Origin of the sequence: Streptomyces griseoluteus, from assembly GCF_004784465.1 — a bacterium.
GTDB lineage: Bacteria > Actinomycetota > Actinomycetes > Streptomycetales > Streptomycetaceae > Streptomyces > Streptomyces griseoluteus.
Genome location: NZ_SRRU01000011.1, coordinates 28,442 through 42,080 on the forward strand (window position 1 = coordinate 28,442; position 13,639 = coordinate 42,080).

15 protein-coding genes and 2 pseudogenes are annotated in these 13,639 nt (G+C 72.1%); 12 read left to right on the forward strand and 5 right to left on the reverse strand.

All coding sequences use genetic code 11. From position 1 onward, the window contains the following. Positions 1–223 precede the first annotated feature (223 nt). Genes E5082_RS33595 through E5082_RS26730 form a run of 4 tightly spaced genes read left to right on the forward strand, consistent with a single transcriptional unit; the run spans position 224 to position 2,741 of the window. A complete protein-coding gene (locus E5082_RS33595; RefSeq protein WP_308437573.1) occupies positions 224–442 on the forward strand; it encodes a hypothetical protein in 219 nt (72 codons plus the stop codon). Further along, on the forward strand, positions 439–1,221 hold the full coding sequence (locus E5082_RS26720; protein ID WP_135793816.1) for a WXG100-like domain-containing protein: 783 nt from the start codon (positions 439–441) through the stop codon (positions 1,219–1,221). The genes E5082_RS33595 and E5082_RS26720 overlap by 4 nt, the downstream gene beginning before the upstream one ends. Continuing rightward, entirely contained in the window at positions 1,194–1,730 is a 537-nt protein-coding gene (locus E5082_RS26725) for a hypothetical protein (RefSeq protein ID WP_229918983.1), read from the forward strand. Before E5082_RS26720 ends, E5082_RS26725 begins: the two co-directional genes overlap by 28 nt. A 21-nt stretch (positions 1,731–1,751) precedes the next feature. Beyond that, complete coding sequence (locus E5082_RS26730; protein WP_135793817.1) at positions 1,752–2,741, forward strand: hypothetical protein; 990 nt, start codon at positions 1,752–1,754, stop codon at positions 2,739–2,741. Positions 2,742–2,835: 94 nt separating this feature from the next. Here E5082_RS26730 and E5082_RS26735 read toward each other — a convergent pair whose 3' ends face one another. After that, positions 2,836–3,141, reverse strand: a complete 306-nt coding sequence (locus E5082_RS26735; RefSeq protein WP_208766260.1) for a hypothetical protein — start codon at positions 3,139–3,141, stop codon at positions 2,836–2,838. 22 nt (positions 3,142–3,163) lie between these two features. Here E5082_RS26735 and E5082_RS33090 point away from each other — a divergent pair. Further along, positions 3,164–3,652 (forward strand): annotated as a pseudogene (locus E5082_RS33090) (DEAD/DEAH box helicase); the annotation flags it as partial. Between the two features lie 85 nt (positions 3,653–3,737). Here the strand turns inward: E5082_RS33090 and E5082_RS26745 are convergent. Continuing rightward, the gene (locus E5082_RS26745) at positions 3,738–4,532 is read right to left on the reverse strand and encodes a CDP-alcohol phosphatidyltransferase family protein (protein WP_135793819.1); all 795 of its coding nucleotides are present in this window, start codon (positions 4,530–4,532) and stop codon (positions 3,738–3,740) included. 107 nt (positions 4,533–4,639) lie between these two features. Here E5082_RS26745 and E5082_RS26750 point away from each other — a divergent pair, with 107 nt between their 5' ends. From E5082_RS26750 to E5082_RS33095, 5 genes and pseudogenes are all read left to right on the forward strand, one after another. Continuing rightward, entirely contained in the window at positions 4,640–5,623 is a 984-nt protein-coding gene (locus tag E5082_RS26750; RefSeq protein ID WP_135793820.1) for a zinc-dependent alcohol dehydrogenase, read from the forward strand. Positions 5,624–5,739: 116 nt separating this feature from the next. Continuing rightward, a complete protein-coding gene (locus E5082_RS26755) occupies positions 5,740–6,138 on the forward strand; it encodes a 6-pyruvoyl trahydropterin synthase family protein (RefSeq protein WP_086689971.1) in 399 nt (132 codons plus the stop codon). Next, on the forward strand, positions 6,135–7,334 hold the full coding sequence (locus E5082_RS26760; protein WP_135793821.1) for a glycosyltransferase family 4 protein: 1,200 nt from the start codon (positions 6,135–6,137) through the stop codon (positions 7,332–7,334). Before E5082_RS26755 ends, E5082_RS26760 begins: the two co-directional genes overlap by 4 nt. Then, a complete protein-coding gene (locus tag E5082_RS26765; protein WP_135793822.1) occupies positions 7,331–8,302 on the forward strand; it encodes a class I SAM-dependent methyltransferase in 972 nt (323 codons plus the stop codon). Before E5082_RS26760 ends, E5082_RS26765 begins: the two co-directional genes overlap by 4 nt. After that, positions 8,302–9,273 (forward strand): annotated as a pseudogene (locus tag E5082_RS33095) (lysylphosphatidylglycerol synthase transmembrane domain-containing protein); the annotation flags it as partial. The gene E5082_RS26765 and the pseudogene E5082_RS33095, both read left to right, overlap by 1 nt. Before the next feature lie 56 nt (positions 9,274–9,329). Here E5082_RS33095 and E5082_RS26775 read toward each other — a convergent pair. Then, entirely contained in the window at positions 9,330–10,106 is a 777-nt protein-coding gene (locus tag E5082_RS26775) for a creatininase family protein (RefSeq protein WP_135793824.1), read from the reverse strand. A gap of 39 nt (positions 10,107–10,145) precedes the next feature. On the opposite strand from E5082_RS26775, the gene ribA reads away from it, so the two are divergent. Beyond that, on the forward strand, positions 10,146–10,805 hold the full coding sequence (gene ribA, locus E5082_RS26780; protein ID WP_135793825.1) for a GTP cyclohydrolase II: 660 nt from the start codon (positions 10,146–10,148) through the stop codon (positions 10,803–10,805). Between the two features lie 189 nt (positions 10,806–10,994). On the opposite strand, the gene E5082_RS26785 is transcribed toward ribA, so the two are convergent. Then, positions 10,995–12,227, reverse strand: coding sequence for a serine hydrolase domain-containing protein (locus E5082_RS26785; RefSeq protein ID WP_135793826.1), 1,233 nt, complete (start codon positions 12,225–12,227; stop codon positions 10,995–10,997). Between the two features lie 246 nt (positions 12,228–12,473). On the opposite strand from E5082_RS26785, the gene E5082_RS26790 reads away from it, so the two are divergent. After that, positions 12,474–12,911 carry a PPOX class F420-dependent oxidoreductase gene (locus tag E5082_RS26790; RefSeq protein WP_135793827.1) on the forward strand — a complete coding sequence of 146 codons (438 nt, stop codon included), beginning with the start codon at positions 12,474–12,476 and terminating at the stop codon, positions 12,909–12,911. Here E5082_RS26790 and E5082_RS26795 read toward each other — a convergent pair. After that, on the reverse strand, positions 12,908–13,558 hold the full coding sequence (locus E5082_RS26795) for a TetR/AcrR family transcriptional regulator (RefSeq protein ID WP_135793828.1): 651 nt from the start codon (positions 13,556–13,558) through the stop codon (positions 12,908–12,910). The genes E5082_RS26790 and E5082_RS26795 overlap by 4 nt on opposite strands. Positions 13,559–13,639: the final 81 nt, after the last annotated feature.

Below are 13,639 nucleotides of genomic sequence, written 5' to 3' on the forward strand. Positions count from 1 at the left end.
TCAGGGCCGCGAAAGCAGCCCGGCTCGGTGGACTACCGTCTTCGGGCCGGTCAGCCGACTCAGGGGGAGCAGAAGACGCCATGGGCGACCACAGCGACGGCAAGATACTCGATATCAGGATGGCCGATCTGAAGGCGACGGCCCCGCATTTCCACACGCACAGCTCCGACCTGGCCAAGGCGCTGACCAAGCTCAAGACCGCTTTGGCGGCGGCCGGTTCGCCGTGGGTGACGACGAGCAGGGGAAGAAGTTCCACGAGCACTCCGGCCCGCACGTCAAGAGGATGGAGACCGCCGCCGGGATTCTCGCGCTCGGCCTGGCCAGCATCGAAGCGGCCATGACAGACATGGCCGACGGTCACATCGACAACGAACTGATGATCCGCTCGATGTTCAGCAAGGTCCAGGCCGCCCCGCACGACGGCCACGGGAGCGCGCGGTGAGCGCGGCCGACAAGGCCAAAGAGATCGTCCAGGACCTGACCGGCATGTGGTGGCCGGATGCGGACGAAGGGGGGCTGCGGGACGCGGCCAAAGCATGGCGGGACTTCGCCGACGACCTGGAAGACGTGACGGCCGCCGCGAACAAGTCGGCGCGCGGCATCATCGAGCACAACAAGGGCGAGGCGATATCCGCCTTCGACGACCCGTTCTGGCGTCGCTACTACCACGACGGCCACGGCTGGCTGCAGGACATGATCGATGGCGCCCGCGACATGGCCAAGGCCCTCGACCAGTACGCCGACGTCGTCCACAAGGCCGTGAAGCATCTGGAACACGAGCTGGAGATCGTCGGCGCCACCATCGTGGCCGGCACAGCCCTCGCGGTCTTCACGCTCGGCATCTCAGAAGGCGCCGCGATTGCCGCCACCGCCTCGATCCTGGAGCTGTCCGCCACGCTCGGCGTCACCGTGTCCACCGAGATCGCCGCCATCGCCGGCACCACCCTGGCCACGGCCGCCATCGGTGGACTCGAGTCGATCACCGTCGACCTCGCCGTCACCCAGCCCGTCGCCATCGCCACCGGCGAGAGCAAGGGCTTCAGCCTCGACGAGGTGAGCGACTCCGCCCGCTACGGCATGGAGTTCGGCGGCGCGTTCGGAGCAGGTGGGAGCACAGCCCGCATCGTCGCCGAGAACGGCGGAATGGAGGGCCTGTTCAACGGCTTCCGGCTGAACACGCGGCCCTCGACGAGATGGGCAAGTCCCGTACGTGGAAGCTGATCCAGTCCCCCGACTCGAAGATTCCGGCTCCTCCGGCGCGGGCCGGCGACCACGAGTTGGTCTCGGGCGACCCGGTCTACTTCGGGAAGAACACCACCACCGTGGGTTACGACGAGCGCACCCTGAACAATCTGCAACGGGTCGCCCGTGTTCCCGGCGTACACGACGTGGTCGTTCACGGAACGGACGAGGGGGTTTTCGTCCCCGGCCGCATCAACGCCGCGGGAAAGACCCTCACAGACTTCGAAGTGCATCCCAACCACATCGCGGACGCGATCCGCAGCAATCCCAACTACCACGGTGAACCGGTGCGCCTCATCTCCTGCTACTCCGGCGCGGACGCGAGACCGCCCGAGCTGCCCCTCGCGCAGTCCGTGGCCAACGAGCTCGGCGTGCCCGTGACGGCGCCCACGAGCAAGGTGGGAACGTCCCCCCAGCTCGGCCTCAACCAGACCCCCACCATCGGCAACAATGGCTACTGGCGCACCTACCTGCCCATGGCCCACTAGGGCAGGCTCACAGGAGTGAAAATGATCAAGCGAGCGGGCTTCTACCGGGAGATCGGCGGTCAGGCCACCACGGCAGACGATGCGCCGTCGCTGCGAGATGCCGTACAGGACAGTGGGCCCTGGGACGAGGACCGTATCCTCGCCTACCTGGAATCGGCCCTGGAGATCTACTCCACGATGGGCGCCGAGCGCGACGTCCTCACTGGCGAAGAGTGGATCGTCGGCTCCGGATCCCTGATGACGGATGGCATCTGGCTCTGGCCCGTCGATCTCACGTACTACGTACGGCGTCACCACGCTGCACTGCCGCAGGAATTCCTGGACCACATCCGGGCCAACCACTACTCGGTCCCTGACGTGCCCGACGAACGGGCCAGGCGCATTTTCCAGGAGGAGTTCCCGGACCACGCCCCCGCCGCGGCCCCGTCCAAGGCTGCGGGCTTCTTCACCTGGTACGTGCCGAAACTGGACAGCGCGCGCGCCCATCAGCTCCTCACGCATCTGGAGACCGCCGGGCTTTCCGCCGTGCACCCGCTGACCAATGCCCTCTTCGGATTCCGCGAGACGCCGGTCGGAAACCGTGAGCCGCTGATGGGTGATGGCGCAGCCCTAGCCGCCGCCTTGGCCGACGATCGCTACTCGAAGGCCGAGTTCACCTGCTGGAAGGGCTACGACCAGTCCCTGACCGGCATCGTGCGACGGACGGACGAGACGACACAGAGCATCACGCTGCGCCTCACCGACGTCCCCGTGTCCGACCGCGAGGAGGCGGTCGCGGCACTGGTGCGCACGCTCGATCAGGATGCGGCCGACTGCCGCGGGTTCGTCATCGACCGAGCCGGCGTTTCGGCTTCCCAGGACTGGGACCGCATCCTCGTCGGCGACGGAGGGCACTTCACCGTGTGGCCCGACACCGTCGGCATCCTCCGGGACCGCGTGGGCAACCATCCCGAGCTGGCCGGCAGCAAGCCGACTGCTTACGGCCCACTCGACGTGTTCCACCGCGCGTGAACCGTCGACCGCGCTACCGTCCCCGGCACTGGTCCGACGGTCCTGATCGGGGCTCCGGCCGTTCAGGGTGCGGACGGTGTCGGTTGATCAGTCCTTACCGAGGGGGTATACAGCGGAAGGGGCAGCGAGCGCCCGTCCGGCGGCCGGACGGTCCAGGCAGGGTGAGCGGTCTGTCGTCGCCGTCCGGAGGCGGTGACCAGGGCACGACCACGCCGTCGGCGCACAGCTTGCGCATGCCGGCCTCGTCCGACGTGAACACGGTGACCGGGCCGGGCTGCCGCAGGGCGACGGCGGCGGGGGCCTCGTCGATGGCGTACTTGTGCCCGTGCAGGCCCGTCTCCTTGAGAAGGCTGGTCGTCTCCTCGGCGATCTCCTCGGTCACCGGCACGGTACGGGCCAAGGAGGGCGCCCAGTGCCAGGCCGGCGGGCAGTGCGGCGGACGGTATGCCTCGATGAGGGTGCTGCTCGGTGCGGACCCGCCCGTGTCACTGACCCGCCGCGCCGAGGCGTCCCTTGCCGAACAGCGCGAGAGCGACGCCCCCGGAGCGGTGCATCCGGGCGGTACTTTGATCACTCGCGTGGGCAGCGATGTCCGCTGGTGGACCTGGGCCGGCTACCGCGCCAACGCCACCCTTGGTGCAACTCTCCAGTCGGTCGCTGATCCTGTGCAACGTCCGACGGACTGTTGGGTGCGCCTACGCGAAGACCTCACTCCGGCCGCCTGGCACGCGGCTCGCGAGAGCGTAGGTGAAAACCTGGTACTTCCCGACGTGGACGGCCGGGCAGTACGGGGACTGAAGTTTTCGGCCGCTCTCCCCGCGCGCCTGGCAATCGCGACGGTGGCAGCCAGGCTGGCGGACTTTCAGGGCGCTCGTACCGTCCTGGCCGAGCCAGCGCGTCTACTGTTCTGAGCGGATCGACCCGAGTCCTGGACTGTGAGGCCGAGGAACGAGTTCGCCAGTGCTCGGGAACGGAGGCTCTCGGCACTCAGCCCCCTCAGCGAGCTGCCAACTCCAGCACCTTGGCCTGAACCGTCCCGGCAGGGGCCGAATCCGGTTCCACCGCCATCTCCGCGGCGCTGATCCGCCCGTGCCGCCACAGCCACGCCACGTCCCGGCCGAAGGACCACACCAGGGAGCCCAGGGCCGCCAGGACCACAGTGAGTTCGGCCGGGTGGGGGAGGAGGGAGGAGCCGGCTATCAGGAGGGCAATGCCCTGGACGGCGGCGACTGTTTTGCGGGCGAAGGACGGGGGGAGGGGGGCGTTGAGCCAGGGAGCGAAGTGGGCGGCGGCCACGAAGGCGTAGCGCATCGCGCCGATGAGGAGGACCCACGGGCCCAGAAGAGTGGAGACGTAGACGCTGAGGACCAGGATGAGGAAGGCGTCCACCTCCATGTCGAAGCGGGCGCCCAGCGTGCTGCAGGTGCCGGTGCGGCGGGCGACCTTGCCGTCGACGCCGTCCAGGAGGAGGGCCACGGCCGTGAGGCCGACCAGGAGGGTGACCGGCGGGGTGCTCTGGAAGGAGTCCGCGACCAGCGCGGTGACCCCGCCGACGAGGGTGGCCCGGCCGAGGGTGACCCGGTTCGCCGGGCCGAAGGAGCGCAGCGCGGAGCGGTGCAGGGCGCGCGAGAGCACCGCCCAGGTGGCGAACGCGAAGGCGAGCCCCGACAGCCAGCCGGCCACCCCCATGCCGATGGCTGGGCCGAGCAGGGCGAGCAGCAGGATCTGTACGCCCGCTCCCACGGCCGTCTCCTGCTGAAGCCTCGCGTCATACGTGTTGTTCAGGGCCACCGCGCATCCTCCGGCCGAGTGACAGAGTCGATCAAGGCCGCGTACTGTGCGCGGCCTGTGCCCTTCTCGGTACGTGAGCAAGTTCCCGATCGTTCAGGAGGATGCCGATGAACCCCGCCGCCCGCGCGTTCTGGCTCAGCTCGCCCGGCCACGGTGAGCTTCGCGACGTCACCCTCCCGGAGCCCGGTGAGGACGAGGTCCTGGTGCGCGCCCTGTACTCAGGGGTCAGCCGCGGCACCGAGACCCTGGTGTTCCGCGGCGGTGTCCCGGAGAGCCAACACGACGTGATGCGGGCGCCTTTCCAGGAGGGCGACTTCCCGGCCCCGGTGAAGTACGGCTATCTGAGCGTCGGCGTGGTCGAGCGCGGCCCCGATGAGCTGACCGGCCGTACGGTCTTCTGCCTCCATCCACACCAGAGCCGTTACGTCGTTCCGGTGAGCGCCGTGACCGTCGTGCCCGACCGGGTGCCCGCCGCGCGGGCCGTGCTCGCCGGGACCGTGGAGACCGCCGTGAACGCCCTGTGGGACGCGGCCCCGCAGATCGGGGACCGGATCAGCGTGGTCGGCGGCGGCATGATCGGCTGCTCGGTCGCCGCCCTGCTCGCCCGCTTCCCCGGCATCCGCCTCCAGCTCGTCGACGCCGACCCCGCCCGCGCCGAGACCGCCAAGGCCCTCGGCGTCGACTTCGCCACTCCCGACGAGGCCACCGGCGAGCGCGACCTCGTCATCCACGCCAGCGCCACCGAGCAGGGCCTCACCCGCGCCCTGGAACTCCTCGCCCCCGAGGGCACCGTCGTGGAGCTGAGCTGGTACGGCGACCGGCGCGTCACCCTGCCGCTGGGGGAAGCCTTCCACTCCCGCCGGCTCACCCTCCGCGCCAGCCAGGTCGGCACCGTCTCCCCGGCCGCCCGCCCCGGCCGGGGTTACGCCGAGCGGATGGCCCTCGCCCTGGACCTGCTCGCCGACCCGGCGCTGGACGCGCTCATCACCGGAGAGAGCGATTTCGGTGAACTCCCCGAGCTGATGCCCCGCCTGGCGAGCGGCGAGATCCCCGCCCTGTGCCACCGCATCCGCTATCCCGACCCGGCCTGACCTGAGAAAAGAGTGAGAGAGGGCTGAACACGGGGAACCGAAGAACCGTATTACCCGGCAACCCCCGGACGGGAACCTCCGGGGGACCAGACGCGCCGCACCTGGAGGGTCGTCCGTTGTTCAGCATCACCGTCCGCGATCACATCATGATCGCCCACAGCTTCCGCGGCGACGTGTTCGGACCCGCGCAGCGCCTGCACGGCGCCACGTTCCTGGTGGACGCGACCTTCCGCCGTGAGCAGTTGGACGAGGACAACATCGTGGTCGACATCGGCCTCGCCACGCGTGAACTCGGCTCCATCACGGCCGAGTTGAACTACCGCAACCTGGACGACGACCCCGAGTTCGCCGGGGTCAACACCTCCACCGAGTTCCTGGCCAAGGTCGTCGCCGACCGGCTCGCCGAGCGCATCGCCAAGGGCGCGCTGGGCGAGGGGGCGAAGGGCCTGTCCGCGCTCTCGGTGACCCTGCACGAGTCCCACATCGCCTGGGCGAGTTACGAGCGTGGCCTGTGAGCGACCTGACCGTGGACCGGGCCCGTCTCGCCTACGTGCCCGCACAGCCCCGCGCCACCAAGAAGACCGAGCACACCGAGAACTTCGGGATCATCCCCATGTCGCTGCGCACCGTGCACTTCGTCATGCCGGGCGGCGTCGACGACCCCGCCGCGCCCAGCGGCGGCAACGCCTACGACCGCCGGGTCTGCCTCGACCTGCCCGGCTTCGGCTGGCAGGTCGTCCGGCACGCCGCCCCCGGCGCCTGGCCGGACCCGGACGCCGACGCCCGCGAGTCGCTCGCCCGCACCCTCGCCCAGATGCCCGACGACACCGTGGTCCTGCTGGACGGCCTGGTCGCCTGCGGAGTGCCCGAGATCGTCGTCCCCGAGGCCGGACGGCTCCGGATCGCCGTCCTCGTCCACCTGCCGCTCGGCGACGAGACCGGCCTGGACCCGGCCGTGGCCGCCGACCTCGACGCCCGCGAACGAGCCGTGCTGCGCGCGGTGCCCGCCACCATCGCCACCAGCGACTGGGCCGTACGCCGTCTGGTCGCCCACCACGGCCTCGCCCCCGACCGCGTCCACCTCGCCGCCCCCGGCGCCGACATCGCGCCGCTGGCGCCCGGCACCGACGGCATCTCCCACCTGGTGTGCGTCGCCGCCGTCACCCCGCGCAAGGGCCAGCACCGCCTGGTCGAGGCCCTCGCGGCCGTACGGGACCTGCCCTGGACCTGCTCGCTGGTCGGCGGCCTCGGCACCGACCCCGAGTACGTGGCCACGCTGCGCGCCCAGATCGAGCGGTACGGCCTCGCCGACCGGCTGCACCTGACCGGTCCCCGCACCGGCGCCGACCTCGACGCCAGCTACGCCGCCGCCGACCTCATGGTGCTCACCTCCTACGCCGAGACCTACGGCATGGCGGTCACCGAGGCCCTCGCGCGCGGCATCCCGGTCATTGCCACCGACGTGGGCGGGCTGCCCGAGGCGGTCGGCCGCGCCCCCGACGGCGGCGTGCCCGGCATCCTCGTCCCGCCGGAGGACCCCGCCGCCATCGCCGCCGAACTGCGCGGCTGGTTCGGCGAGCCCGATGTGCGCCGCCGCCTCAAGGCCGCCGCGCGCGGCCGGCGCAGCGCGCTCGGCGGCTGGGCCGCCACCGCCCGCAGCCTCGCCGGGGTCCTCGGCAGGCTCCCCGGCGCCCCCAGGAGGGCCGCATGACCGACGCCACCACCGAGGAGGAACACCGGGTGAACGACGGCACCGAGCCCACCGGCACCTCCGACGTCATCGCCGGCGCCGGCCCCGTCGGCCGCCCCGGCGAGCGGGCCACCGTACGGCTGCGCGAGGGCGACGCCGACGAGGCGCCCCGGTACGCGCCCGAGTGGCTCCAGCTCCGGGAGCCCGCCGACGCCGACGCGCGGGCCCTGGGTCTGCTGGAGCCGCTCGGCAAGCGGCTGGCCGAACTCCCGCCGCGTGAGGGCGGGCTGGTCATCCACGACCTGGGCTGCGGTACCGGCTCGATGGGCCGCTGGCTGGCCGCCCGGCTGGACGGCGCCCAGCACTGGGTGCTGCACGACCGGGACCCGTACCTGCTGCACTTCGCGGCCGTCGCCTCCCCGCGCGTCGCCGCCGATGGCGGCCGGGTCACCGTCGAGACCCGGCGCGGCGACGTCGCCCGGCTCACGCCGGACGCGCTGTCCGGCGCCTCGCTGGTGACGGCGTCCGCGCTGCTGGACGTGCTCACCCGCCCCGAGATCGAGACGCTGGCCGCCGCCTGCGCGGGCGCGGGCAGCCCGGCCCTGCTCACCCTGTCCGTCGCCGGACGCGTCGAGTTCGCGACGCCGGACCCACTGGACGCCGACCTGGCCGAGGCGTTCAACGCCCACCAGCGCCGGGGCGGCCTGCTCGGTCCGGACGCGGTCACCGCGGCCGGCGAGGCGTTCGCCGGACACGGCGCGTCGGTACGGGTGCACCCGAGCCCCTGGCGGCTAGGCGCGGAGCACGCGGCGCTCACCGCGCAGTGGCTGCGCGGCTGGGTCGGCGCGGCAGTCGAGGAGCGGCCCGCCCTGCGGACCCGCGCCGAGGACTACCTGCGCGACCGGCTGGCCGCGTGCGAGGCGGGCGAGCTGGAGGTCGTGGTGCACCACAGCGACCTGCTGGCGCTGCCCCGGCCGGTGGAGGCGTGATGAACGGGCGGACGGGCGAGGCGGTCGCGGAGACCCGCGACACCGGCCTTCCGGAGCCGTCGGAGCCCGCCCGGCCGCCCGGCACACCCGACGGAAACGTCACTGCCCGGCGCACGCTGCGCACGCATTTCGGCACGGTCGTCGGCGTCGCCATCCTCGGTGCGCTGCTGTGGCGGCTGGGCACCGGGCCGCTGGTGGACGGGCTGCGCAGGATCGACACGGCCACCGTGCTCGCGGCCCTCGGGATCGGCGCCGTCACCACCGTATTCAGCGCCTGGCGCTGGCAGTTGACCGCGCGCGGCCTCGGCATCCGGCTGCCGCTCGGGGCCGCCGTCGCCGACTACTACCGTGCGCTGTTCCTCAACGCGGCGCTCCCCGGCGGCGTCCTCGGCGACGTGCACCGGGCGGTACGGCACGGGCAGAGCGCCGGGGACATCCGGCGCGCCGTCAAGGCCGTCGTGCTGGAGCGGGTCGCCGGGCAACTGGCGCTCGCCGTCTGCGGTGCCGCGCTGCTGCTCACCCTGCCGTCCCCGGTCCGCGACGACCTGCGGACCGTAGCGGTGCCGGTGGCGCTCGCCGGGGCGGGCGCGCTCGCGGTCGTCCTCGCCGTCCGCATGAACCAGGCGCCCGGCCGGCGCACCGGCTCGCTGCCGGGGAGCGGGCTGCTGCGGGAGGCGCGGCAGGGCCTGCTGTCGCGGGAGAGCGGGCCGGGCATCGCGCTGTCCTCGGTGGTCGTCCTCGCCGGGCACCTCGGCATGTTCGTCGTCGCGGCCCGGATCGCGGGCAGCGGGGCGTCCGTGCCGATGCTGCTGCCGCTCGCGGTGCTCGCCCTGCTCGCCATGGGGCTGCCGCTGAACGTGGGCGGCTTCGGCCCCCGCGAGGGCGTCACCGCCTGGGCGTTCGCCGCCGCAGGACTCGGCGCCGGCAGCGGCGTCGCCGTCGCCGTGGTGTACGGCGTGCTCAGCTTCGTCGCCGCGCTGCCCGGCGCCGCCGTCCTCGTCGCCCGCTGGGCCGGCGCCCTGCGCGGCTACCCGCGCGGCGCGGTGGGTGCCTCGGGCGAGGTCAGCAGCCGGAAGTACGGCTCGAAGTTCTCCACCAGGCCGGCCAGCAGGCCCTTCCCCTTCTCCACCGAGGCCAGGGACGGGCGGCCGATGACGCCCGATTCGGTATAGGCGGACATTCCCGTGGTGAGCAGATGACGACGGTCGTCGGCGGTGAAATCGGCCGACTCGTAGCCAGGGCGGAGGAATTCGGGATGAGCGTGCAGCAGGATGGACGCCTCGATCTCCCCGGCGTGCATGTCGGTCAGCAGCGAGGTCTCCACCCCCGCCCGCTGCCGCGCCTCCTCCCAGTCCTCGGCCGCCGGGTACAGCGCCATCCGCTCGCCCCGCGCCGAAGCCTCCTGCACGACATTGCCCAGCACATAGTTCCCGCCGTGCCCGTTGACCACCACGAGCGACTCCACGCCCGAGCGGCGCAGGGAGTCGGCGATGTCACGTACGACCGCATGGAGGGTAACGGAGGAGATACTGACCGTCCCCGGCCAGGCCGCGTGCTCGTGCGAGCACGCGAGGGTCACCGGGGGAAGGAGGTGCACCGGGTACGCGGCGGCGATCTCCCGCGCCACGGCGCAGGCCACCAGCGTGTCGGTCGCCAACGGGAGGTAAGGACCGTGCTGTTCGAAGCTCCCCACGGGAAGGACGGCGACCTGACGTGACACACCCTCCCCCCGCGCCCGTACGTCCTCGGTGGTGTCCGCGGGCATCACCCCGTAGGCCGCCGGTCGCGCGCCCGAACCACTCATGTTTCCCACGGCCTCTCGTCTCTGCTTAGGAATCAGATCATGACAGAAAACATCGGCGCCTTCGGCGGGAAGACCCCGCGTCGTTCGGGCACGGAACGCGTCGTGAACACCCCGCTGCCCACCGCGTACGGGCAGTTCCAGGCGATCGGCTACCTGGACCACGACCGGGGTGACGAGCAGGTCGCCCTGGTGCACGGGGACATCGGGGCCGAGAACGTGCTGGTGCGGCTGCACTCGGAGTGCCTGACCGGCGACGCCTTCGGCTCCCAGCACTGCGAGTGCGGCGAGCAGTTGGCGGCCGCGCTGCGCGCGGTGGTCGCCGAGGGCGCCGGTGTCGTCCTGTACTTGAGGGGTCACGAAGGCCGGGGCATCGGTCTGCTGGCCAAGCTGCGGGCGATGGCGCTCCAGGCGGAGGGCCTGGACACGGTCGAGGCGAACCTCGCGCTCGGTCTGCCGGTGGACGCCCGTGACTACCGGGTGGCGGCGGAGATGCTGCACGACCTGAAGGTGCGCTCGGTCCGGCTGATGTCCAACAACCCGCGCAAGCGGGAGGCGTTGACCAAGCACGGCATCGAGGTCGCCGAGCAGGTGCCGCTGCTGATCGAGCCGAGCGAGAACAACATCACGTATCTGCGCACCAAGCGGGAACGCCTGGACCATCACCTGCCCCACCTGGACGCGGTGGCCCACGGCTCCTGAGCCCCACCTTCCCCCATGCGAGACGTCCGGCCGGACTTCCCGGCCGGACGTCTCGTTTCCGCCGGACTTCACAAGCGCGCGGCGCGGTTCAGCGGCCTTTGGCCGCCGGCGGTACCGGCCGGCCCAGCGGCTCCAGCACAGGTGCCGCACCCCCTCCGGGCCGCCCCCGAGCATCCCGCCGGCGCCCGCTCACCCCAGCGGCGCAACGACCGCCTCGTGGACCAGGCGGCGCAGGTCGGGGAAGATCTTCAGGGTGCGGGGCCGTACCTGGGTCATGAACTGCACGGTCAGGTCCAGCGCCGGGGCGACCCAGAAGGCGGTGGTCGCCACCCCGGTCCAGCCGAAGGTGCCCGGCGCGGAGGGGGCCAGGGTGCGGGCGGGGTCGGTGACGACGGAGACGTTGAAGCCGAAGCCAAGGCCGTCGTTGGCGCGCTCCTGGTGGGCGGGGGCGCCGAACTCGCGCAGGACGGCGTCGCCGGGGAGCTGGTTGCGGGTCATCAGGGCGAGCGTGGCGGGGGAGAGCAGCCGGACGCCGTCGAGTTCGCCGCCCCGGCGCAACAGCTCCATGAAGCGGTGGTAGTCGCCCGCGCTGGAGAGCAGCCCGCCGCTTCCCGACAGGAACCGGGGCCGTCCGCGCACCGGCAGCCCCGGTACCGGGGTGATGCCGCCGTCCTCCGTCTCGCCGTACAACTCGGCGAGGCGGGGCTCCTGTTCGGGGGTGAGGTGGAATCCGGTGTCGGTCATGCCGAGCGGGCCGAGGACGCGCTCGGCGAAGAACACGTCCAGGGGGCGGCCCGAGACGACCTCGATGAGGCGGCCCAGCACATTGGTGGCGACCGAGTAGTTCCACTGGGTGCCCGGCTCGAACTGGAGGGGCAGGGACGCGTACACCGCGATGGTCTCGGCGAGGTCCGCGCCGGAGGGCACGGAGGACTCCAGCCCGGCGGCGCGGTAGAGGGCGTCCACCGGGTGGTCGTGGTAGAAGGCGAAGGTCAGGCCCGCGGTGTGGGTGAGCAGATGCCGCACGCGGATGGGGCCGGCGGCCGGACGGGTGCGTACGTCGTCCCCCGAACCGCTCACGTACACACGGGGATCGGCGAACTCGGGGAGGTACCGGTCGATCGGGTCGTCCAGGGTGAGCAGGCCCTCCTCGACCAGCATCAGCACCGCGACCGCCGTCACCGGCTTGGTCATGGAGTAGATCCGCCACAGGGTGTCGGCCTCCACCGGGAGCCCGGCCGCGAGGTCGCGGTGGCCGTAGGTGGTCAGATGGGCGACCCGGCCGCCACGGGCCACCGACACCAGGAAGCCGGGCAGCCGGCCCTCGTCCACGAGACCGGCCGCGTGCTGGTCGAGGCGGTCCAGCGCCTTCGCGTCCAGCCCCACGTCCTGCGGGGCGACTTCCTGTCGAAGCTGTGCCATGGCTCTCCTCCGGTCCTGCCGGCCCCTGTGCTGCCGAGCCGGTCTGCACGCTCATCGTGACGCATGATCACCGCCAAGTACCCCGTCCTCAGCCGATCTTGTGAACGACGCGACACGCCTCGGCGCCCGCGCTGACGCCGCGATCTCGCGCAGCGTAAGCGAATGGAAGCCCCGCGTGGCCGCGCGTGGACCCTGTCCACGGCTGGTCCGGGAATGCCGGCCGAGTCCGCTCCCGTTGACGTGGATATGACTCAGGACACCACGCAGGACGCACTGCTGGCGCTGCTCTCCGAGGGGCATGGTGGGGTACTCGTCACGCAGAAGCGGGACGGGCGGCCCCAGATGTCCAACGTCGTCCACGCCTACGACCCGGATGAGCGGATCGTCCGGATCTCGGTCACCGACGACCGCGCCAAGACCCGCAACCTGCGCCGGGACGCCCGCGCCTCCTACTACGTCACCAGTGCCGACCGCTGGGCGTACACCGTCGCCGAGGGCACGGCCGAGCTGAGCCCGGTCGCCGCCGACCCGCACGACGAGACGGTGGAGGAGCTGGTGCGGCTCTACCGCGAGGTGCTGGGCGAGCACGACGACTGGGACGACTACCGCGCGTCCATGGTCCGCGACAAGCGCCTGGTGGTCCGGCTGCACGTGGACCGGGCTTACGGCGTGCCGAAGCGCTAGCGGGTGAGGTAGGCCAGCACCATGTCGGCGAGCATCGTGCGGTAGTGCTCGCGGCGGGCGGGGGCGGCCAGGTCGCGGTCGAAGAGGGCGCCGAAGGTGTGGCGGCCGGCGACCCGGTAGAAGCAGAAGGCGCTGATCATCGCGTGCAGGTCGACCGCGTCCACGTCGGCCTTGAACGCCCCCTGCTCCCGCCCGGCGTCCAGCACGCGGCGGAGCGTGTCCAGGCCGGGGGAGTCGATGCGGCCGAAGCGGCGGGCGGCGGCGAGATGCCGGCCGCCGTGGATGTTCTCGATGCCGACCAGGCGGACCAGGTCCGGGTGGCGTTCGTGGTGGTCGAAGGTGACCTCGGCCAGGCGGCGGACGGCGGCGGCCGGGTCCAGGTGCTCCAGGTCCAGCAGCTCCTCGACCTCGTGCAGCGCGCCGTAGGCCCGCGCCAGCACGGCCTCGAAGAGCTGCTCCTTGCCGCCGAAGTAGTAGTAGATCATCCGCTTGGTGGTGCGGGTGCGGGCCGCTATCTCCTCCACACGGGCGCCGTCGTACCCCGTACGGGCGAACTCGCGGGTCGCCGCGTCGAGGATGTCCGACCGGGTGCGGGCGGCGTCCGGTAACCGCCGCGCGGGGTCCACCGGTTCGTCAACGCTGCTCATCGCGTTCCTTCCGGCCGTGGGGCGGGGCTGGTACCGGTCTGCCGGTGATTGTAGGAGCCCGGCCCGCCGGACGTGGAGACG

What these genes read in the sequence shown, in the direction of transcription:
- ribA (WP_135793825.1), top strand. Translation starts at nt 10,146, where the DNA reads ATGACAGAAAACATCGGCGCCTTCGGCGGGAAGACCCCGCGTCGTTCG.
- E5082_RS26790 (WP_135793827.1), top strand. Translation starts at nt 12,474, where the DNA reads ATGACTCAGGACACCACGCAGGACGCACTGCTGGCGCTGCTCTCCGAG.
- E5082_RS26730 (WP_135793817.1), top strand. Translation starts at nt 1,752, where the DNA reads ATGATCAAGCGAGCGGGCTTCTACCGGGAGATCGGCGGTCAGGCCACC.
- E5082_RS26765 (WP_135793822.1), top strand. Translation starts at nt 7,331, where the DNA reads ATGACCGACGCCACCACCGAGGAGGAACACCGGGTGAACGACGGCACC.
- E5082_RS26750 (WP_135793820.1), top strand. Translation starts at nt 4,640, where the DNA reads ATGAACCCCGCCGCCCGCGCGTTCTGGCTCAGCTCGCCCGGCCACGGT.
- E5082_RS26785 (WP_135793826.1), bottom strand. Translation starts at nt 12,227, where the DNA reads ATGGCACAGCTTCGACAGGAAGTCGCCCCGCAGGACGTGGGGCTGGAC.
- E5082_RS26775 (WP_135793824.1), bottom strand. Translation starts at nt 10,106, where the DNA reads ATGAGTGGTTCGGGCGCGCGACCGGCGGCCTACGGGGTGATGCCCGCG.
- E5082_RS26795 (WP_135793828.1), bottom strand. Translation starts at nt 13,558, where the DNA reads ATGAGCAGCGTTGACGAACCGGTGGACCCCGCGCGGCGGTTACCGGAC.
- E5082_RS26725 (WP_229918983.1), top strand. Translation starts at nt 1,194, where the DNA reads ATGGGCAAGTCCCGTACGTGGAAGCTGATCCAGTCCCCCGACTCGAAG.